Below are 19,784 nucleotides of genomic sequence, written 5' to 3' on the forward strand. Positions count from 1 at the left end.
TTCCCTGCACTCCTCGCGGGCCAGGGGGACGGCTCACAACTCGCTGCGCTCAGACACGTGCGCCTCTTCGCCCTTGCCCCGCTGCGGTGCTCGGCTCGCTCTACGGCCGGGGAAGTCAAAAACTTGAAGCAAAAGCAACAACCGCAACCGCAACCGCAACCGCAACCGCAACCGCCCAAGCATCACCCGCATCCACCCGCTCCCGCCCCGGACGGGAAGAAAAAACACAACGGCGCGACAGCGCCATCCACCGCATCACCCGCAGAGGACCACCCATGACCGCCCTCGTCACCCTCCGCAACATCACCAAGACCTACCAGCGCGGCCCCGAGAAGGTGCAGGTGCTGCACGGCATCGACCTGGACATCGCCCGCGGCGACTTCGTCGCGCTGATGGGCCCGTCCGGTTCCGGCAAGACCACCCTGCTCAACCTGATCGGCGGGCTGGACACGCCCAGCGGCGGCGAGATCGCCATCGAGGGCCAGCGCATCGACCAGCTCGGCGCCGGCCAGCTCTCGACCTGGCGCAGCCACCACGTCGGCTTCGTGTTCCAGTTCTACAACCTGATGCCGATGCTGACCGCGCAGAAGAACGTGGAACTGCCGCTGCTGCTGACCAACCTGTCAGCCGGCGAGCGCAGGCGCCGCGCGCAGATCGCGCTGGCCCTGGTCGGCCTGGCCGAGCGCCGCGACCACCGCCCCAACGAACTGTCCGGCGGCCAGCAGCAGCGCGTGGCCATCGCCCGCGCCATCGTCTCCGATCCCACCTTCCTGATCTGCGACGAGCCCACCGGCGACCTGGACCGCCATTCGGCCGAGGAAGTGCTGGGCCTGCTGCAGCTGCTCAACCGCGAGCACGGCAAGACCATCATCATGGTCACCCACGATCCGAAGGCGGCCGAGTACGCCACCCATACCGTGCATCTGGACAAGGGCGAGCTGGTCGACGCCCCGGTGCACTGAAGGAGCGCGCCATGAAAAAACAACACGATCGGTGTTTTGCACGGCGAAGCCGCCCGCAGGGTGGCGCACAGGGAGGTGCGCCATGAAATATTTCTCGCTGATATGGGCGCAGCTGTTCCGCAGCCGCACCCGCACCCTGTTCACCCTGCTGTCGGTGGTCACCGCGTTCCTGCTGTTCGGCATGCTCGATTCGGTGCGCGTGGCCTTCAGCAGCGGCGGCAGCAGCGTGGCCGGCGCCAACCGCCTGGTCGTCGCCTCGCGGCTGTCGATCACCCAGTCGCTGCCGATCCGCCTGGAACCGCAGATCCGCCAGGTGCAGGGCGTGCGCGACGTCACCTACGGCATGTGGTTCGGCGGCATCTACCAGGACCCGAAGAACTTCTTCCCCAACTTCTCGGTGGCGCCGAACTACTTCGACGTCTACCGTGAGTTCGAGATACCGAAGGAACAGCTGGACGCCTTCCACAACACCCGCACCGGCGCCATCGTCGGCGCGACGCTGGCCCAGCAGTTCGGCTGGAAGATCGGCGACACCATCCCGCTGCAGGCCACGATCTTCCCGCGCGGCGGCAGCAACGACTGGCCGTTGCAGCTGGTGGGCGTGTTCCATTCGAAGAACACCGCCACCGCCGCCAACGACGAGCGCCAGCTGATGATGAACTGGAAGTACTTCGACGAATCCAACGACTACATCAAGAACCAGGTGAGCTGGTACACGGTGACGCTGGACAACGCCGACCACGCCTCGCGCGTGGCGCAGGCCATCGACGCGATCTCGGCCAATTCCGACCACGAGACCAAGAGCCAGACCGAGTCGGCGTTCCAGCAGGCCTTCATCAAGCAGTTCGCCGACATCGGCATGATCGTCACCTCGATCATGGGCGCGGTGTTCTTCACCCTGCTGCTGCTGACCGGCAACACCATGGCGCAGGCGGTGCGCGAGCGCATTCCCGAGCTGGCCACGCTCAAGACGCTCGGCTTCAAGGACGGCACGGTGCTGATGCTGGTGATGGTCGAATCGGTGCTGCTGGTGGGCCTGGGCGGTGCCCTCGGCCTGGGCCTGGCGGCGCTGGCGCTGCCGGCGATGGCGCCCAAGACCATGGGCATGCTGCCGCCGCAGGTACCGCTGCAGACCTGGCTGATGGGCCTGGGGCTGATCGTGCTGATCGGCCTGATCGTCGGCGTGCTGCCGGCGCTGCGCGCCAAGCGGCTGAAGATCGTCGACGCGCTGGCCGGGCGCTGAGGAGAAGACCATGAAGAAGTTCATTGCAAACGCATTGGTGATCCTCCTGCTCGCCATCGGCCTGGGCGCCTGGATCGTCCTGCCATGGGTCGGCGTGGCGGCCTTGGCCCTGTTCATCGCGCTGTGGCTGGCCTTCACCCGCAGCGGCCGGCTGGCGCTGGCCGCCACCCGCATCGGCATCGCCAGCCTGCCGCAGCGCTGGGGCGCCTCGTCGGTGATCGTGGTCGGCATCGCCGGCGTGGTCGGCGTGCTGGTGGCGATGCTGGCGATGGGCGAGGGCTTCCAGGCCACGCTCAATAGCACGGGCGACGACACCACCGCGATCGTGCTGCGCGGCGGCTCGCAGGCCGAGACCAACTCGGTCATCACCCGCGACCAGGTGCCGCTGCTGGGCACGCTGCCGGGCGTGGCGCGCGACCCGCAGGGCCGGGCGCTGCTGTCGGCCGAGCTGTCGCAGGTGGTCAACCTGGTGTCCCGCTCCGACGGCACCGACGTCAACGCGCAGTTCCGCGGCGTCGGCGACATGGCCTGGGCGGTGCACGACAAGGTCAAGCTCGTGAAGGGCCGGCAGTTCAAGCCGGGCCTGCGCGAGATCGTGGTCGGCGAAGGCGCGCAGGGCCAGTTCCGCGACATGGAGGTGGGCAAGACCCTCACCCTGGGCAACCAGGCGTGGACGGTGGTGGGCGTGTTCGCTTCCGGCGACGCGCACGATTCGGAACTGTGGACCGACGTGCAGACGCTGGCCACTACCTACCAGCGCGGCGCCTACCAGTCGATCAGCGTGCGCACCGAGGGCAAGCCCGGCTTCGAGCGGTTCAAGGCGGCGGTGGCGGCCGACCCGCGCCTGAAGCTGGACGTGGAAACCACGCGCGACTACTACCGCAAGCAGGGCGGCGGGCTGAACACGCTGATCGGCATCCTCGGCAAGGTGATCGGCGCGATCATGGCCATCGGCGCGGTGTTCGGCGCGCTCAACACCATGTACGCGGCCGTGGCCACCCGCGCCCGCGAGATCGCGACCATGCGCGCGATCGGCTTCCGCGGCCTGCCGGTGGTGACCGCGGTGATGCTGGAGACCATGCTGCTGGCGCTGGTCGGCGGCCTGCTCGGCTGCGCGGTGGCGTGGCTGGTGTTCAACGGCTACAGCGTGTCCACCATCGGCAGCAACTTCAGCGCGGTGGTGTTCAAGTTCCACGTCTCGCCCGAGCTGCTGTGGAGCGGGCTGAAGTGGGCGCTGGGGATCGGCTTGGTCGGCGGGCTGTTCCCGGCGCTGCGGGCGGCGCGGCTGCCGATCACCACCGCCCTGCGCGAGACCTGACGGCCGTCGCGGCGGCGCGGCCGACGCGTCGCCGTCCTGCCGGCTGCGGCGATCTTCCCGGCGGGATGGCGGAATTTTCCCCTTCACGCATCGATCCGTTTGGTCCATGATGCGCGCCCGCCGTCCCCCGGCGGGCAGCGCAGCTGCATGACAGCGGATGCTGCGTCCCTCCCCCAGCGGTGATCGCATCTGTTCATGGCGCCCCTTGCGGGCGCTTTTTTTTCGTAGGCAGTAAAGGAAACGCAAAACGATGTACCTGAAGTCGACCCCACTCCGCTCCGCGATCGCGCTGGCCCTTGCCACCGCGTGCAGCGCCCCCGCTTTCGCGCAGTCCGCTGACGGCACCACCACCCTGGACCGCGTCGAGATCACCGGCTCGCGCATCCGCCAGGCCAACGTGGAGACCGCCAAGCCGGTCATCGCGCTGACCCGCGCCGAAATCGAGAAGAAGGGCTACGTCAACGTGGCCGACATCCTGCAGGACGTCACCGCGGCCGGCTCGCCGGCATTGAGCCGCGCCTCGGCACTGTCCTCGGCGCGCGACTACGGCGGCATGTTCGTCAGCCTGCGCAACCTCGGCCCGGAGCGCAGCCTGGTGCTGGTCGACGGCCGCCGCATGGGCGTGAGCGCCGGCGGCTACTCGGACGTGGGCTCGATCCCGTCGGCGATCGTCGAGCGCGTGGAAGTGCTGACCGATGGCGCCTCGGCGCTGTATGGCTCGGACGCCATCGCCGGCGTGGTCAACATCATCACCCGCAAGAACTTCGACGGCGGCCAGGCCAATGCCTATGTCGGCCAGTACAGCGAAGGCGACGGCCAGAAGCGTTCCTACAGCGCCACCTACGGCAAGACCTTCGAGCGCGGCTGGATCACCGTCGGCGCGGAGAAGGTGAAGGAAGACCCGGTGCTGGGCGGCGCGCGCGAGTTCACCGCCTACCCGAACGGTCCCTACCACCCCACCGACGGCCTCAACGGCACCACCGCATGGGGCTCGGTCACCGTCGATGGCAAGGTGATCAGCGTCGGCCCCGGCGGCGATCCGTCCAGGGTGGAAGACTTCAAGCCGCTGGACCGCTCGGTCTACGCCAACACCAAGACCAACATGACCCTGCTGTCGGGCCTGGAGCGCCGCTCGGCGTTCGCCAACGGCGGGTTCCAGATCACCGACGACCTGCGCGTGGTCGCCGACGTGCTGTACAGCGAGCGCGAGTCGCTCAAGCAGCTGGCCGGCTACCCGTACTCGGTGTCCTCGGCGCAGGCGGCCAGCGGCACGCGCGCCATGCTGTCCAAGGACAGCGCGTTCAACCACTGGGGCAAGGACGTGCTGTTCTCGCACCGCACCGAGGAGTTCCCGCGCGCGACCAACAACAGCCTGACCACCAAGCGCGCCAGCCTGGGCCTGGAAGGCAGCTTCGAAACCGGTTCGCATTTCTGGGACTGGAACGTGGGCTACATGTTCAACCGCAACGAGGGCGAGCGCCGCACGCTGCAGAGCATGTACCAGCCCAACGTCAACAAGGCGGTGGGCGCCTCGTTCATCGACGACAATGGCGTGGCCCGCTGCGGCACCCGCGACAACGTGATCGAAGGCTGCGTGCCGTGGAACCCGCTGGCGCCGATGGGCGGCAACAGCCCCGGCTCGCTCAGCGGTGATCCGGCCGTGCGCGACTACCTGTTCCGCAGCTTCGTCGACGACATCCAGAGCACCACCAAGGTGCTCAGCGCCAACATCTCCGGCTCGCTGTTCAGCCTGCCGGCCGGCGACGTGATGGCCGCGATGGGCGTGGAGCACCGCAGCGAGGAAGCCAGCTACACCCCGGACCTGATGGTGCAGAACGGCGAGATCGCCGGCACCAGCGGCCAGCCGACCCGCGGCGACTACAAGCTGGACGAGGTCTACCTGGAACTGCAGGTGCCGCTGCTGGCCGACCTGCCGTTCGCGCGCGAGCTGTCGCTGGAGGTGGCCGGGCGCTACTCGGACTACGACAACTTCGGCGGCACCACCAACGGCAAGTTCGGCCTGAAGTGGAAGCCGGTGGACACCCTGCTGGTGCGCGCCACCTACGGCACCGGCTTCCGCGCGCCGACCGTGGACGACCTGTACGGCGGCACCGTCACCACCCGCGACCGCATCACCGACCCGTGCGACCGCTCCTTCGGCGCGGCGGCACGCAACAGCGAAGTGGCCGCACGCTGCACGGCCGCCGGCCTGGGCAGCGACTTCCGCCAGAAGACCGGCGACGGCGAACTGGCCAGCACCTCCGGCGTGCAGGCGGTGACCGACTTCACCTCCGGCTCCAACCCGGACCTGAAGCCGGAAACCGCCAAGACCTGGACCGTGGGCCTGGTCTACAGCCCCGGGTTCGTCTCCGGCCTGGACCTGAGCCTGGACTGGTGGAAGATCCGCATCGACAACGTCGTCGTCGGCGAGTCGGCCACCGACATCCTCAACCAGTGCTACGTGCAGGGCATCGCCTCGGCCTGCTCGCGCTTCACCCGCTACGCCTCCGGCAGCAACAAGGGCCAGGTCAGCGGCATGAACCGCTCGCTCAACAACGCCGGCTACCAGGAGACCGCCGGCTACGACATCGGCGTACGCTATCGCCTGCCGGAGCTGGCCATCGGCCAGATCTCGCTGCGCCTGAACGCCACGTACGTCGACTACCTGGAGCGCAAGAGCGACAGCGAAGCCACCACTCCGGTCGACCAGTACACCGGCTGGGGCGGCGACTTCCGCGTGCGTTCGAACTTCAGCGCCGACTGGCAGCGCGGCAACTTCGGCCTGACCTGGAGCACCCGCTACTACTCCAGCATGAAGGAGAAGTGCTCCTACGACCTGGACGGCGGCCCGGAGTGCAACCTGCCGGACTTCCGCTCGTCGTATACCGACGTGCAACCGAGCAGGAAGCTGGGCTCCAACACCTTCCACGACCTGCAGGTGCGCTATGCCCTGCCGTGGGACGGCACCGTGTCGCTGGGCGTGAACAACGTCTTCAAGCACGTCGGCCCGGTGATGTACAGCCAGCCCAACAGCAGCTTCACCTACTACGGCGGTTTCGACATCGGCCGCTTCCTGTACATGAAGTACCAGCAGCGCTTCTGACCGGCGCCGCGCTCCACCCGGCAAGGGCACCGCAAGGTGCCCTTGCTTTTTTGCGCCGCCGATAGTTCCCGCGGCCCCGGCCGATCTAGGATGGAGGACAACGGGTATCGCCGCGGGATGGTTTCAGATGAATCGATCCGGACACGATGTGATGGCCTGCGCCTCCGGCCTGGACGCGCTGGACCTGTCGACCATGAAGACCATGCTGGACGCCTCGGTGGACAGCATCATGGTCATCGACCGGTGCGGGATCATCCTGGCCTACAACCAGGCGGTGCTGCGCGACTTCGGCTACGCCGGCGAGGAGCTGCTCGGGCGCAACGTCTCCATGCTGATGCCGCAGCCCTACCGCGGGCAGCACGACGGCTATCTGGACAACTACCTGCGCACCGGCGAACGCAAGATCATCGGCATCGGCCGCGAGGTCACCGGCCAGCGCAAGAACGGCTCGCAGTTCCCCCTGCACCTGAGCGTGGGCGAGTTCGGCTCCGGCGACGAACGCTACTTCTTCGGCATCTGCCACGACATCAGCGAGCACCACGCGCTGGCCGAGCGCATCATGCACATGGCCACCTACGACGGCCTGACCGGCTGCATCAACCGCCAGCAGCTGGTGGCGCGGCTGGACCACGTCGCCCGCACCCGCGAACAGGCCGCGGTGCTGTTCATCGACCTGGACGAGTTCAAGGCGGTCAACGACAACCATGGCCACCACGTCGGCGACCGGCTGCTGGAGCAGGTGGTCGCGCGCCTGCGCGGCGAACTGGGCGACGGCGACCTGCTCGGCCGCATGGGCGGCGACGAGTTCATCGCCTGCCTGCTGCAGGGCGGCGGCATGGCCCAGGCGCGGCGCACGGCCAGCGCGATGGTGCGTTCGCTGGAGGCGCCGTTCCAGATCCTGGACACCACCGTGATGGTCGGCGCCAGCATCGGCATCAGCCTGTTCCCGGAACACGGCCGCAACGCCGAGGAGCTGATCAGCCACGCCGACCTGGCGATGTACCACATCAAGGAAAGCCGCACGCGGCACACCCCGGACGACAGCCAGAGCGAGGAATCGGCCCACGTCTACGTGTTCGACCATCGGCTGCGCGAACGCTCGGCCCATCGCCATGCCCTGCTCACCCGCCTGCGCCAGGCCATCGCCGGCGACGGGCTGGAGCTGTACTACCAGCCGCAGTTCAACCTGGCCACGCTGCGCCCATGCGGGCTGGAAGCGCTGCTGCGCTGGAACGACGGCACGCACGGCATGGTCATGCCGGGCGACTTCATCCCGCTGGCCTACCGGCACGGGCTGATGCCGGCGCTCAACAACTGGGTGCTGCGCCGCGCCTGCAGCGACGCCAGCCGGCTCGTCGCCGCCGGGCTGCTCGACGTGCCGGTCGCGGTGAACGTCAGCGCGCATTCGATCAACGACCTGTACTTCATCCAGCGCGTGGCGGACGCGCTGCGCGACAGCGGCCTGCCGCCGCGCCTGCTGGAACTGGAGATCACCGAGGACATGGCGGTGGACTTCTCGCCGCAGGCGCTGCGCAACATCGGCGCGCTGCGCGAGATGGGCGTGGCCCTGGTGATGGACGACTACGGGGTGGGCTTCTCCTCGCTGATCCACCTGCGCCGCCTGAACTTCAGCAAGCTCAAGCTGGACCGCTCCTTCATCATGGCGCTGCCGATGTCCGGCGAGGACGCCTCCATCGTGCGCACCACCCTGGCCCTGGGGCACGAACTGAACCTGCCCATCGTCGCCGAAGGCATCGAGACGCGGCAGCAGCTGGATTTCCTGGCCCAGCACGGCTGCCAGATGGGCCAGGGCTACTGGTACGCCTGGCCGATGCCGATGGAGGAATTGCAGGCCTGGCTGCCCGAGCACGCCGGCCGCGCGGAACCGGCGCCGGCCGCCTGAGCGGCCGCGCAACCCGAACGGAACACAACGGTCATCCGATTGTCATCGTGGCGCGGTAGAGCCGCCGCCGCGTAGGCGCTACCGTGGCGCTCCTCCCCTTTCCGGAACCCCGCCATGCTGCGTTCGCTGGCGCTGGCCGGCGCCTGCGTGATGCTGGCCGGCTTCGCTTTGTCCTCGCCGATGCCGCCGCTGTCGCTCGGCGCGCGGCTGGCCGCGCCCGGCGGCACCTCGCCGATGGTGCCCACCGCGCGCATCGACGCCCTGCTCGCGCACCTGCCGCACCGCCAGGGCACGGTGCCCGGCAGCGGCGGCGTGGCGCTGCACTGGGTCGCCTTCGATCCGGGCGACTACCGCCTGCGGTACCGCTATCTCGGCCAGGGCGAACGCCTCCCCGAGTTCTCGATGGAGGCGACCGCGCCGGGGGCGGACACCACCCCGGCCACGCCGCGCGGCACCGTGATCCTGCTGCACGGCTGGATGATGGACGGCGGCTCGCTGCTGCCGTGGGCCTTAGAACTGGCGCAGCACGGCTACCGCACCATCGCCCTGGACCTGCGCAACCACGGCCGCTCCGGCCAGGCGCCGTCCGGCTACGGCACGCGCGAAGGCGACGACGTCGCCGCCGCGCTGCGCGCGCTCGATGCCCGCGGCGAGGTCAGCGGACCGGTGCACCTGCTCGGCGTGTCCTACGGCGCGGCCACCGCCATCTTCGCCGCGCGCGACCTCGGCCCGCGGCTGCGCAGCGTGGTGGCGATGGAATCCTTCGACAATGCCGGCCGGGCGATCCGCGCGATGGTGCCGCACATGCTGTCGCGCCCGCCCGAACGCCTGGGCGACTACGTGGCGCTGCCGCTGGCGCGCTGGCAGTACGGCGGCAGCGGGCTGGACGAAGCCATCGCCGACGCCGACCGCAGGCTGGGCATCGACCTGGACCGCGTGGATGTCGGCCGGGCGCTGGCGCAGGTGCCGGCCTGCGTCCTGCTGCTGCACGGCCGCGACGACGCGCACATCCCGGTCGCGCAGGGCCGCGCCCTGGCCGCCGCCGCGCCGCGCGCGCGTTACCTGGAGCTGGAGGGCGAAGACCACCTGACCCTGCCGCTGCGGCTGGATCGCCTGTCCGGCGTGGTCGACGACTGGTTCGCACGCGCCGGCAACGACGGCGCTCCCTGCCCCAAGCCCGCCTCGCCCGCACCCGCGCGGGCGACCGCGGCGGCAACCCCGACGATGCCGTAGGAGCGACTTCAGTCGCGAAGGGCATCACCGGGAAAGCTCCATCGCGACTGAAGTCGCTCCTACAACGGGGTAGGCACCTGTGGCTGTGAAAGCGCCTGCGCACCTATCCCCCGAACACGCGACCGCTGCAGCAATCCTGCGATGCCGTAGGAGCGACTTCAGTCGCGAAAGGCTCTACCGGTAAAGCCCCATCGCGACTGAAGTCGCTCCTACGGTGCGGACGCCGGCGGCCGTGAGCGCGCCCGCGCCGCGGCACGCACACCGGCGGCGGCGAACACCGCCAGTCCGGCCCAGATCAGGCCGAAACCGACCAGCTGCGCGGGCGCGAAGGGCTCGCGCAGGACCAGCACGCCGATCAGGAACTGCAGCGTCGGGCCGATGTACTGCAGCAGCCCGACCACCGACAGCGGGATGCGGCGCACGCCGTAGGCGAAGGCGATCAGCGGCACCGCGCTGACCACGCCGGCCAGCACCAGCAGCGCGTCGTTGCCCCAGCCCCAGCCGGACACGAAACCGCCGCCGTGGCCGTTCTCGGCCCACAGCGCATAGGCCAGCGCCGGCGCCACCATGAACAGGCTTTCCACGCCGAGCCCGGTCACCGACTCGACCACCACCAGCTTGCGGATCAGGCCGTACAGGCCGAAGGTGATCGACAGCCCGATCGCGATCCACGGCGCGCGCCCGCTCTGCCAGGTCAGCCAGGCCACGCCCAGCGCCGCCAGCGCCACCGCCAGCCACTGCAGCCGGCCCAGGCGCTCGCCCAGCACCGCCACGCCCAGCACCACGCTCAGCAGCGGGTTGATGAAATAGCCCAGGCTGGTCTCGACCACGTGGCCGGCGTTCACCGCCCAGATGTACAGGCTCCAGTTGGCGCCGATCAGCAGGCTCGACAGTCCCAGCAGCCAGAACCGCCGCGGCGTGGCCCAGACCTCGCCCAGCCAGCCCCAGCCGCGCAGCAGCGCCAGCCCGCCGATCAGCAGCACCGCGCTCCAGACGATGCGGTGGGCGATGATCAGGAACGACGGCACCTCGATCAGCAGCCGCCAGTACAGCGGGAACAGGCCCCAGATGACGAAGGCCAGCGTGGTGGCCAGCAGGCCGTTGCGGTGCTCGTGGGCGGGCGTCGTCATGCGCGGCGCATCCGGGCCAGGGTGATGACCACGACGCCGGCCAGGATCACCGCCATCGCGCCGATGTCGGCGGCACTGAAACGCTCGTGCGCGATCCACGCGCCCAGCGCCACCGCGATCACCGGGTTGACGTAGGCGTAGCTGCTGGCCAGCACCGGGCGCACGTTGTGCAGCAGCCACACGTAGGCGGTGAAGGCGACGATGGAGCCGAACACGCACAGGTAGGCCACCGCCAGCACGCCCTGCGCCGGCGGCGGCGCGGTCATGCGCTCGCCGCACGCCAGGCCGGTTGCCACCAGCAACGCGCCGCCGCACAGCATCTGCCCGGCGGCGGCCATGAACGGCGATGGCAGGTCGCGGCCGCGCGACCAGATCGAACCGGCGGCCCAGCCGACCGGCGCGATCAGCAGGAACACCAGGCCCTTCGGCGTCGCAGTCAGGCTGCTGCCGGCGTTGAGCCACAGCACGCCGGCGAACCCGACCGCGATGCCCAGCCATTCGCCGGCGGTCACGCGCCCGCCGCGGAACGCGGAGAACAACGCCATCCACAGCGGCACCGAGGCCACCGCCACCGCGGCCAGGCCGGAAGACACGTCGCGCTCGGCCAGCACCACCATGCCGTTGCCGAGCAGCAACAGGCACAGCCCCATCACCGCCAGCGTCGGCCACTGCGCGCGCGTCGGCGCCGGCACGCCGCGCCAGCGCAGCAGCGCGTAGAGCACGCCGCCGGCGACGACGAAGCGGGTGCCGGAGATCACCGACAGCGGCGGCATGCCGCCTTCCAGCGCCAGGTGGATGCCGAGGTAGGTCGAGCCCCAGACCACGTACACGAGGAACAGGGCCAGTACGACCAGGCCGCTCCGTGGAGCAGCCGACGTGGTGGGGGGCGCAGACATGGGGCAGGTACCGCCATCCGGGGGAACGCGGATTCTAGGGCACGGCGGCGTGGCGATCAGCCCGAAAAACGGCATGCTGTATCCGCCCGGGCCACGCCTGCCGGCGCCGCCGCCCCGGCGGTACCGGCAGGCGCGCAGGGCGCCCGGTTTCCACGCGAGGACATCACCCGGCATGCACACTTCCGGCAACGCGCTGCGGCGCTCGGTCTCCAACACCCTCAAGGGCTCGGCCGGCAACCTGGTCGAGTGGTACGACGTCTACGTCTACTCGGTGTTCGCGGTCTATTTCGAATCGCGCTTCTTCTCGGCCGCCGACAGGAACTCCACGCTGTACGTGTGGGCGATCTTCGCCGCCACCTTCCTGATGCGGCCGATCGGGGCGTGGTACTTCGGCCGCTTCGCCGACCGCTACGGGCGCCGCCTGGCGCTGACCGTCTCGGTGACGATGATGGCCGGCTGCTCGTTCCTGGTCGCGGTCACCCCCACCGCCGGCAGCATCGGCATCTGGGCGGCGCTGATCCTGCTGCTGGCGCGCCTGCTGCAGGGCTTCGCCACCGGCGGCGAATACGGCACCAGCGCCACCTACATGTCCGAGGCCGCCCTGCCCGGCCGCCGCGGCTTCCTGTCCTCCTTCCACTACGTCACCCTGGTCGGCGGCCACGTGCTGGCGCAGCTGACGCTGCTGGTCATGCTCGTGTTCTGGGACGCGCCGCGGATCTCCGAATGGGGCTGGCGCATCGCCTTCGCCCTGGGCGGGGTGGCGGCGATCGTGGTGTTCTGGCTGCGCCGGTCCATGGACGAGTCGCTGGAAGCGTCCTCCATCGCCGCCGCGCGCGAAGGCGGGGCGCGCGCCTCCGGCTCGATGCGCGAACTGTTCGTGCACCAGTGGCGGCCGCTGCTGCTGTGCTTCCTGGTGACCGCCGGCGGCACCGTGGCCTTCTACACGTATTCGGTGAACGGCCCGAAGATGATCCAGAGCGCCTTCGCCGGCGACGACCCGATGACCGGCACCCTGATCAACCTCGGCGTGCTCTCCTTCCTGATGGCGCTGCAGCCGCTCGGCGGCTGGCTGTCGGACATCGTCGGCCGCCAGCGCCTGCTGGTGTTCTTCGGCGCCGGCGGCGTGCTCTACACCTGGTATCTGGTGACCCGGCTGCCGCAGCAGCACGACGCGCTGGCGGCGTTCGCGACGCTGGCCGTGGGCTTCGTCATCCTCACCGGCTACACCTCGATCAACGCGGTGGTGAAGGCCGAACTGTTCCCCACCCACGTGCGCGCGCTCGGCGTGGGCTTCGGCTACGCGCTGGCCAACTCGCTGTTCGGCGGCACCGCGCCGCTGCTGTACCAGGGCGCGCTGCGCACCGGCCACGTCGGGGCGTTCGCGCTCTACGTCACCGCGGTGATCGCGGTGTCGCTGGTGGTCTACCTGTTCTTCCTGGAGAACAAGGGGCCGAACTGGCTGGACGGCACGCGGAAGTAGTCCGCGGGCGCGCCCCGGCGCGGTCAGCGGCGCGCGGCGTCGCTGGCCCCGCGCGCGGCCTCGAACTCCGCGCCCTTGTCCCATGCCGGCCAGCGCCGGCTGTTGGCCAGTTCCAGGCCCAGGTCGTAGACCAGCAGCGTGTCGGCGGCCAGGCCGCGCGCGTCCCACTGCGGCGACCATGCGTCGCAGGCCTGGTGGTAGCAGCGGGCGAAGTAGGCATCGCGCAGCGCGCGACCGGCAGCGACGCCGCCGTCGCGCTTGTCCAGGCCCGCGCCGACGGTGATCGCCGGCACGCCCTTGCGCGCGAAGGCGAAATGGTCGGCGCGATAGAAGAAGCCGGCTTCCAGGTTCGGGTCCGGCGACCAGCGCCGGCCGCGCGCCCGGGCGACGCGGTCCACGTCCGCTTCCAGCGAGACGCGGCCCTTGCCCCAGGTGGCAATGTCGGCGGTCTCGCCGTCCGGGCTGAACATCTCGATGTTCAGCACCGCGACGGTGGTCTCCAGCGGCGCCAGCGGATGCTCGGCATAGTAGCTGGCGCCCAGCAGGCCCTTCTCCTCGGCGGTCAGCGCCAGGAAATACAGCGTGCGCTGCGGGCGCGGGCCGGCGGCGAACACCCGCGCCAGCTCCAGCACCGAGGCCACGCCAGTGGCGTTGTCGATGGCGCCATGGCGCACGGTGTCGCCGTTGGCGTCGGGCTGGCCGATGCCGAACGCGTCCCAGTGCGCGGAGAAGATCACCGATTCGTCCGGATGCGCGGCGCCGTCCAGTTTCGCCACCACGTTGCGGGTCACCACCGGCTCGCGCTTGATCCAGAAGCTGGCCGACAGGCGGGCATCGCCCAGCGGCACCGGGCGGAAATCCGCGCGCATCGCCTTGCGCTTCTCCGCCTCGAAATCCAGCCCGGCGGCGGCGAAGATGCGTTCGGCCAGCGCCCGCTGCATCCAGCCGCGCAGCGGCGTGTGCAGCGCGCGCGCGTCGTCCTCGCTGCGCTGGATGTCGAACAGCGGCGAGGTGCCGGAGGCCTTCACCGTCGCCCACGGGTAGGCCGCCGGTGCGGTCTCGTGCACGATCAGCACGCCATCGGCGCCGCGCCGCGCGGCTTCCTCGAACTTGTAGGTCCAGCGGCCGTAGTAGGTCACCGCCTTGCCGTCGAACGCGCCGGGCGCGTCGGCCTCGAAGTCGGCGTCGTTGATCAGCACCACGGCGATCTTGCCGGCCAGGTCCACGCCCTTGTAGTCGTCCCAGTGCCGTTCCGGCGCGTCGATGCCATAGCCGACGAACACCAGCGGCAGGTCCTGCCTGTCGACCACGTCCTGCGGACTCAGGCTCTGCAGGGTCACGTCCTGCCCGTTGACCAGCCGCGTGCGCTGCTCGCCCAGCTGCAGCCAGGCCTCGACCTCGCCGTCCACCTGCGCGCGCACCAGCGGCACCTCCTGCACCCAGCTGCCGTCGGTGCCGCCGGGCTGCAGTCCGGCCTTGCGGAACTGCTCGACCAGGTAGTCGACGGTGCGCTGCTCGCCGGCGGTGGCCGGCGCGCGGCCCTCAAATTCGTCCGAGGCCAGCACGCGCACGTGCCGCGACAGCGCGTCCGGATCGATGCCGCCGCCGGGCAGGTCGTTGGCCGCGCTGGCGATGCCGCCGACGAACAGACAGGACGACAACAACAGCATGCGCATCGGGTTCAAGGCGGGCACCGGGACGACGAAAGACGGCGAATATTACCGTGCAGGAGCGGCTGCGGTCGCGTTGAGGTTTTGCCGGTGAGGCCTTTTCGCGGCTGAAGCCGCTCCTACGCCGGTCGGGCGCGGTCGCTGTCCAGCCAGCACTCCAGGCCCTGCGCGTTGAGTTCGATGTCCATGCCGAGCACGCGCAGCACGCCGGCGTCGTCGAGCCGGCAGCCGTGCGCGCGGGCGCGCTCCAGATACAGTTCGCCCAGCGCCGCCACCAGCGCGCGGTGGCGGTCGGCGCGTCCGTCGCAGGCGCGGGCGATGGCGGTCATCGCGTCGATCTGCGCGTGCAGGTCGGCGGCCAGGCGCGGCGTGTCCTGCACGCGGCCGTAGTGGGTCAGGTACATCGCCTCCGGCGACTGCGCCATCAGGCGCTGGATCGAGGCGTGCAGCGCGTCCGGCTCGAACTGCACCGGCGAGGTGGTGGGCACGACGAAGGCGCCCAGCGCGCTGTCCAGTTCGCGGTAGGACAGGCCGAAAGTGTCGCCGGTGAACCAGCTGCCGCTGGCCGCATCCCATACGCACAGGTGGTGGCGGGCGTGGCCGGGCGTGTCGATGCACAGCAGTTCGCGCCCGCCCAGCGACAGCCGGTGGCCATCCCCGGCCACCACCACGCGTTCGGCGGCTACCGGCACGATGTCGCCATAGCTGCGCGCCATTTCCTCTTCGCCGTAGACCGCGGTGGCGCCGGCGACCAGCCGCGCCGGGTCGATCATGTGCGGCGCGCCGCGCGGGTGGACCAGCAGCCGCGCGTTGGGCAGCCGCTGCATCAGCGCGCCGGCGCCGCCGGCGTGGTCCAGGTGCACGTGGGTCAGGATCAGCCAGTCGATGGCGTCGACGCCGAGCCCCGCGGACTCGACCGCGGCCAGCAGGCGCGGCAGCGCATGGCTGGTGCCGCAGTCGATGAAGGCGCCGCGGCCACCGCTCGCCAGCAGGTAGGCGGCATCGAAATGGTCGCGCTGGAAAGCGGTATCGATGACGTGGATGGCGTGCTCGGCGCTCATGCGGTGGCTCCCGTGATCCAGCCCGATGCTGTCACCGGCGCCGCAGCGCGGCAATACGGCTTTCGTCGGGGCTGCATGCGCGCATGTAGGAGCGGCTTCAGCCGCGATGGAGACTTCGCAGGGAAAGCCCGTTCGCGGCTGAAGCCGCTCCTACGCGAAGGCGTGCGCTCCTAGCGTCGGTACAGCACGCGCGGGCGCAGCAGCAGCGCCAGCACCATCACCGCCAGGAAGCCGCCGTAGGCGTAGAGCACCGCCAGGATCTGCTTCCACAGGCTGTCGGCCTCGACGTCGGCCGCGCCGATGCGGTAGCCCCAGTGCATGAAGGCGATGCTGACCAGCAGCGCCAGCCCCAGCATGGCGGCGTCGAACACGCTGCGCGCGCGGTGTCGCGGCTGGCGCGGGAACCACCAGTACAGCGCGGCCATCACGCCGAACCAGGGCAGGAACAGCAACAACGACAACCAGGCCATCACGGGCTCCTTGTAGCGTTCATGTCCTCTCCCACCGAGAGGGGTCCGGGCGAGCGCACCGCCGCTGCGTTCCGGCGGCCGTTCGCCCTCATCCGTTCCTGCGTGGCAATTCCGCCCCGCACAGGAAGCAATGGCATCGCGCGCAGGGTCGCATTCGCGCCGATTGCGCTCACCCGCGCAGCTGGCGCAGCGCCTCCAGCACCGCGTCGACGCCGGCTTCCAGGCGGAACAGCTCGCTCTGCAGCTGATCGCCCTGCTCGGCCTGCTTGAGCACGGCGATCAGCTGGCCGGCGTCGCGCGGCGAGTCGAAGCCCTCGCTCTGGACCAGCAGCGCGCCCTCGCCGTCGAGCAGCTTGAAGTAGAAGCGGCCGTCCTTCTCGCGGTACTGCTTGAACAGCGGCAGCGCGGCCTTGGCGGCGGCGGCCACGGGCCGGTCGCCGGCAGCGGACAGGTCGCGCAGGCCCACCGCGTGGCGCAGTTCCTTCAGCAACGGGATGGCGAACCGCTCGCGCAGCTGCCGGCCGCGCCTGCGCAGGATCGCCTCGATCTTCTCCGGCTCGGCCATCAGCGCCTCGTAGCGCTCGCGCAGCGGCGCCAGTTCGCCGTCGATGCGTTCGAACAGCTGCTGCTTGGCCTCGCCCCAGCCGATGCCGTCGGCAAAGGCCTGCGCGAAGGCGGCGGTCTGCTCGGGGGTGGCGAAGGCCTGGTACATCTGGAACAGCGCCGAGCCCTCGGTGTCCTTGGGCTCGCCGGGCGCGCGCGAGTCGGTGACGATGGAGAACACCAGCTTCTTCAGCTCCTCGCGCGGGGCGAACAGCGGGATGGTGTTGTGGTAGCTCTTGCTCATCTTGCGGCCGTCGAGGCCGGCCAGGGTCGCCACCTGCTCGTCGATGATCACTTCCGGCAGGGTGAAATACTCCTTGCCGTAGATGTGGTTGAAGCGCTGGGCGAAATCGCGCGCCATCTCGATGTGCTGGATCTGGTCGCGGCCCACCGGCACCTTGTCGGCGTTGAAGATCAGGATGTCGGCGGCCATCAGCACCGGGTACATGAACAATCCGGCGGTGATGCCGGCATCGTCGTCCAGCTGTTCCTCGCGGTTCTTGTCCACCGCCGCCTTGTAGGCGTGGGCGCGGTTGAGGATGCCCTTGCCGGCCACCACGGTCAGGAACCACATCAGCTCGGTGGTTTCCGGGATGTCGCTCTGCCGGTAGAACCAGACCGTGTCCGGGTCCAGGCCGCAGGCCAGCCAGCTGGCGGCGATCTCCAGGGTCGAGCGCTGGGTGCGCTCGGGCTCCTGCGACTTGATCAGGCTGTGCAGGTCGGCCAGGAAGAAGAAACTCTCGATCTCCGCCGCGCGGCTGGCCGCGATCGCCGGGCGGATGGCGCCGACGTAGTTGCCGAGGTGGGGAGTGCCGGAGGGGGTGATGCCGGTGAGAACGCGGGTAGTCATGAACGCAGACGTGACGGACGGATTAACCAGTCCAGTGTAACCGCCGCGCGCCAACCCCGCCGCCCGCGCCCGTCCGTTCATGGCCTCGTCCCCCGTCAAGGAGCCCGCCATGTACCGCCTTTTCGCCTGCCTGCTGACCGTCCTGGCCCTGTGCGGCTTCCGCCCCGCACCGCCTCCCGCGACAGGGCCGATGGCCCTGTCCCTGGTCGACCGCGATACCGGCGAGGAACTGGACCAGTACCCGCACCGCGGCGACCGCTGGGTGGCCGGCGTCCCCGGCCACCGCTACGCCGTGCGCCTGCGCAACCTCACCGGCGAACGCGTGCTGGTGGTGCTGTCGGTGGATGGGGTCAACGCCATCAGCGGCGAAACCGCCGCGCCGGACCAGGCCGGCTACGTGCTCGAGCCCTGGCAGGACAGCGAGATCGCCGGCTGGCGCAAGTCGTCGGCGGAGGTGGCGCAGTTCGTGTTCACCGACAACGGCGACAGTTACGCCAGCCGTACCGGCCGCGCGGGCAACGTCGGCGTGGTCGGCATCGCGGTGTTCCGAGAAGCGCGCCCGGTCTATATCGCCCCGGCGCCGATGCCGCGCCGGCCGGCGCCGGTGATCGCGCAGGAGGCGCACGCCGACCGCGCGATGGCCGCGGACGCGTCGGTCGCAGGCGGGGAAGCGCGCGAACGCCAGCAACTGGGCACCGGCCATGGCGAACGCGAAGGCTCGGCCAGCCGCGCCACCCGCTTCGAGCGGGCAAGCCGCGCCCCCGGCCAGGTCAGCGAAATCCGTTACGACACCCGTTCGCGCCTGGCGGCGATGGGCATCCTGCCGCGCCAGCGCACGCAGGCCGCGCCACGCGCCTTTCCCGGCGGCTTCGTACCCGACCCGCCGGCGCGCTGGCGGTGAGCGGGGTCGTATCGTCGCCGCGATGCGCCCATAAACAGAACGGGCCGCGAAGGCGGCCCGTTCCGATGCGGCAGATAAAAACCGTGCAGGCTCAATGCCAGTCCGGGTAATCCTTGCGCAGTGCATCCTGGAAATCGCGCACTTCCTTCTCGGCGCGGTCCTTGGCCCAGCCATAACGTTCCTGCAGGCGGCCGGCCAGGTATTCGGAATTGCCCTCGGCGACCTTGAAGTCGTCGTCGGTCAGATCGCCCCACTTGGCGCGGGCCTGGCCCTTGAGCTGGGTCCACTTGCCGGAAATGATGTCTTTGTTCATGGGTTTCTCCTTTCGGGGGAATGACGGCAGTTCCGCCGCAGGGACAGCATGCCGGCGCCGATGTTGGCGCCGCATCGACGATTTGTGCAGGGACACTGACATTCTTGAACGGCGCTTCAGCCAGCGCCGGACGCGGCAAAAGAAAAGGCCGGCGATGCGCCGGCCTTCTCCGCTTCCGCCAATCGCCAGGTGTCAGCGCTTGGCTGCGTCCTCCACTTTCTCGCCGGCCTTCTGCACGTCCTTGCCGGCGCCGGCAACGGTGTTGCAGCCGGCCAGCATCGCGATCGAGAACAGCGACAACATCATCAAGGCAACCATGCGCTTCATGTCTTTCTCCTGAGTGGCTCTTGGGGTGGCGCGGACCGCGGCGGGCCGCGGGGGGATCAACACTTGCCGTCGCTGCAGTCGTGGGCCTTGTCCTCGACCTTCTCGCCGGCCTTCTGCATGTCCTTGCCGGCACCGGCGACGGTGTTGCAGGCGCTGAGCATTCCGGCCGAAAACATCCCCAGCAGGGCCAGCATCAGTACTCGCTTCATCAGGTTTCTCCTCTGCTCGACTGGCGGCGACCGGATGGCAACGCCGCGTGTGAAGAGGAATCTGGCGGCATTCACGTGCAGCCGGCGTGAACGCCGCCGACCCGGGTTCAGC

At 69.8% G+C, this 19,784-nt stretch carries 17 protein-coding genes; 8 read left to right on the top strand and 9 right to left on the bottom strand.

All coding sequences use genetic code 11. The features are described 5' to 3' along the window. The first annotated feature begins 275 nt into the window (after window positions 1–275). The 6 genes from CQ393_RS00990 (at window position 276) to CQ393_RS01015 (ending at window position 9,762) form a co-directional block, all read left to right on the top strand. Window positions 276–962: an ABC transporter ATP-binding protein gene (locus CQ393_RS00990; RefSeq protein ID WP_153189747.1), complete on the top strand. Its 687-nt coding sequence runs from the start codon at window positions 276–278 to the stop codon at window positions 960–962. An 82-nt stretch (window positions 963–1,044) separates the two neighbouring features. Continuing rightward, the gene (locus tag CQ393_RS00995; protein WP_153189748.1) at window positions 1,045–2,205 is read left to right on the top strand and encodes an FtsX-like permease family protein; all 1,161 of its coding nucleotides are present in this window, start codon (window positions 1,045–1,047) and stop codon (window positions 2,203–2,205) included. Between the two features lie 10 nt (window positions 2,206–2,215). Next, entirely contained in the window at window positions 2,216–3,523 is a 1,308-nt protein-coding gene (locus tag CQ393_RS01000; protein ID WP_153189749.1) for an ABC transporter permease, read from the top strand. A gap of 250 nt (window positions 3,524–3,773) precedes the next feature. Further along, window positions 3,774–6,626 (top strand): TonB-dependent receptor, encoded by a 2,853-nt coding sequence (locus CQ393_RS01005; protein WP_153189750.1) that lies wholly within the window; start codon window positions 3,774–3,776, stop codon window positions 6,624–6,626. 127 nt (window positions 6,627–6,753) lie between these two features. Then, on the top strand, window positions 6,754–8,529 hold the full coding sequence (locus tag CQ393_RS01010; protein ID WP_153189751.1) for an EAL domain-containing protein: 1,776 nt from the start codon (window positions 6,754–6,756) through the stop codon (window positions 8,527–8,529). A gap of 114 nt (window positions 8,530–8,643) precedes the next feature. After that, complete coding sequence (locus CQ393_RS01015) at window positions 8,644–9,762, top strand: alpha/beta fold hydrolase (RefSeq protein ID WP_153189752.1); 1,119 nt, start codon at window positions 8,644–8,646, stop codon at window positions 9,760–9,762. Between the two features lie 209 nt (window positions 9,763–9,971). On the opposite strand, the gene rarD is transcribed toward CQ393_RS01015, so the two are convergent. Both rarD and yedA read right to left on the bottom strand, forming a co-directional pair. Beyond that, entirely contained in the window at window positions 9,972–10,892 is a 921-nt protein-coding gene (rarD, locus tag CQ393_RS01020) for an EamA family transporter RarD (RefSeq protein ID WP_153189753.1), read from the bottom strand. Beyond that, window positions 10,889–11,788: a drug/metabolite exporter YedA gene (yedA, locus tag CQ393_RS01025; protein ID WP_153189754.1), complete on the bottom strand. Its 900-nt coding sequence runs from the start codon at window positions 11,786–11,788 to the stop codon at window positions 10,889–10,891. The genes rarD and yedA overlap by 4 nt, the downstream gene beginning before the upstream one ends. Before the next feature lie 172 nt (window positions 11,789–11,960). Here yedA and CQ393_RS01030 point away from each other — a divergent pair, with 172 nt between their 5' ends. After that, window positions 11,961–13,268 (top strand): MFS transporter, encoded by a 1,308-nt coding sequence (locus CQ393_RS01030; protein ID WP_153189755.1) that lies wholly within the window; start codon window positions 11,961–11,963, stop codon window positions 13,266–13,268. 23 nt (window positions 13,269–13,291) lie between these two features. Here the strand turns inward: CQ393_RS01030 and CQ393_RS01035 are convergent, their stop codons facing one another. The 4 genes from CQ393_RS01035 to CQ393_RS01050 form a co-directional block, all read right to left on the bottom strand. Further along, window positions 13,292–14,944 (bottom strand): M28 family metallopeptidase, encoded by a 1,653-nt coding sequence (locus CQ393_RS01035; protein ID WP_153189837.1) that lies wholly within the window; start codon window positions 14,942–14,944, stop codon window positions 13,292–13,294. Window positions 14,945–15,057: 113 nt separating this feature from the next. Then, window positions 15,058–15,999 carry an MBL fold metallo-hydrolase gene (locus CQ393_RS01040; RefSeq protein WP_153189756.1) on the bottom strand — a complete coding sequence of 314 codons (942 nt, stop codon included), beginning with the start codon at window positions 15,997–15,999 and terminating at the stop codon, window positions 15,058–15,060. 170 nt (window positions 16,000–16,169) lie between these two features. Next, window positions 16,170–16,469, bottom strand: coding sequence for a hypothetical protein (locus tag CQ393_RS01045; protein WP_153189757.1), 300 nt, complete (start codon window positions 16,467–16,469; stop codon window positions 16,170–16,172). 169 nt (window positions 16,470–16,638) lie between these two features. After that, window positions 16,639–17,922, bottom strand: coding sequence for a tryptophan--tRNA ligase (locus CQ393_RS01050; protein ID WP_153189758.1), 1,284 nt, complete (start codon window positions 17,920–17,922; stop codon window positions 16,639–16,641). Window positions 17,923–18,031: 109 nt separating this feature from the next. On the opposite strand from CQ393_RS01050, the gene CQ393_RS01055 reads away from it, so the two are divergent. Beyond that, window positions 18,032–18,823, top strand: a complete 792-nt coding sequence (locus CQ393_RS01055) for a hypothetical protein (RefSeq protein ID WP_153189759.1) — start codon at window positions 18,032–18,034, stop codon at window positions 18,821–18,823. Window positions 18,824–18,914: 91 nt separating this feature from the next. Here the strand turns inward: CQ393_RS01055 and CQ393_RS01060 are convergent, their stop codons facing one another. From CQ393_RS01060 to CQ393_RS01070, 3 genes are all read right to left on the bottom strand, one after another. Continuing rightward, a complete protein-coding gene (locus tag CQ393_RS01060; RefSeq protein WP_153189760.1) occupies window positions 18,915–19,136 on the bottom strand; it encodes a CsbD family protein in 222 nt (73 codons plus the stop codon). Window positions 19,137–19,328: 192 nt separating this feature from the next. Beyond that, window positions 19,329–19,463, bottom strand: coding sequence for an entericidin A/B family lipoprotein (locus CQ393_RS01065; protein WP_153189761.1), 135 nt, complete (start codon window positions 19,461–19,463; stop codon window positions 19,329–19,331). A gap of 56 nt (window positions 19,464–19,519) precedes the next feature. After that, window positions 19,520–19,672, bottom strand: coding sequence for an entericidin A/B family lipoprotein (locus tag CQ393_RS01070; RefSeq protein ID WP_153189762.1), 153 nt, complete (start codon window positions 19,670–19,672; stop codon window positions 19,520–19,522). Between the last annotated feature and the right edge of the window lie 112 nt (window positions 19,673–19,784).

Source organism: Stenotrophomonas sp. MYb238 (assembly GCF_009496535.1).
Lineage (GTDB): Bacteria > Pseudomonadota > Gammaproteobacteria > Xanthomonadales > Xanthomonadaceae > Stenotrophomonas.

Bases quoted from the DNA above. Each gene is read 5' to 3' on its own strand.
- CQ393_RS00990 (WP_153189747.1), top strand. From the start codon at position 276: ATGACCGCCCTCGTCACCCTCCGCAACATCACCAAGACCTACCAGCGC.
- CQ393_RS00995 (WP_153189748.1), top strand. From the start codon at position 1,045: ATGAAATATTTCTCGCTGATATGGGCGCAGCTGTTCCGCAGCCGCACC.
- CQ393_RS01000 (WP_153189749.1), top strand. From the start codon at position 2,216: ATGAAGAAGTTCATTGCAAACGCATTGGTGATCCTCCTGCTCGCCATC.
- CQ393_RS01005 (WP_153189750.1), top strand. From the start codon at position 3,774: ATGTACCTGAAGTCGACCCCACTCCGCTCCGCGATCGCGCTGGCCCTT.
- CQ393_RS01010 (WP_153189751.1), top strand. From the start codon at position 6,754: ATGAATCGATCCGGACACGATGTGATGGCCTGCGCCTCCGGCCTGGAC.
- CQ393_RS01015 (WP_153189752.1), top strand. From the start codon at position 8,644: ATGCTGCGTTCGCTGGCGCTGGCCGGCGCCTGCGTGATGCTGGCCGGC.
- rarD (WP_153189753.1), bottom strand. From the start codon at position 10,892: ATGACGACGCCCGCCCACGAGCACCGCAACGGCCTGCTGGCCACCACG.
- yedA (WP_153189754.1), bottom strand. From the start codon at position 11,788: ATGTCTGCGCCCCCCACCACGTCGGCTGCTCCACGGAGCGGCCTGGTC.
- CQ393_RS01030 (WP_153189755.1), top strand. From the start codon at position 11,961: ATGCACACTTCCGGCAACGCGCTGCGGCGCTCGGTCTCCAACACCCTC.
- CQ393_RS01035 (WP_153189837.1), bottom strand. From the start codon at position 14,944: ATGCGCATGCTGTTGTTGTCGTCCTGTCTGTTCGTCGGCGGCATCGCC.
- CQ393_RS01040 (WP_153189756.1), bottom strand. From the start codon at position 15,999: ATGAGCGCCGAGCACGCCATCCACGTCATCGATACCGCTTTCCAGCGC.
- CQ393_RS01045 (WP_153189757.1), bottom strand. From the start codon at position 16,469: ATGGCCTGGTTGTCGTTGTTGCTGTTCCTGCCCTGGTTCGGCGTGATG.
- CQ393_RS01050 (WP_153189758.1), bottom strand. From the start codon at position 17,922: ATGACTACCCGCGTTCTCACCGGCATCACCCCCTCCGGCACTCCCCAC.
- CQ393_RS01055 (WP_153189759.1), top strand. From the start codon at position 18,032: ATGTACCGCCTTTTCGCCTGCCTGCTGACCGTCCTGGCCCTGTGCGGC.
- CQ393_RS01060 (WP_153189760.1), bottom strand. From the start codon at position 19,136: ATGAACAAAGACATCATTTCCGGCAAGTGGACCCAGCTCAAGGGCCAG.
- CQ393_RS01065 (WP_153189761.1), bottom strand. From the start codon at position 19,463: ATGAAGCGCATGGTTGCCTTGATGATGTTGTCGCTGTTCTCGATCGCG.
- CQ393_RS01070 (WP_153189762.1), bottom strand. From the start codon at position 19,672: ATGAAGCGAGTACTGATGCTGGCCCTGCTGGGGATGTTTTCGGCCGGA.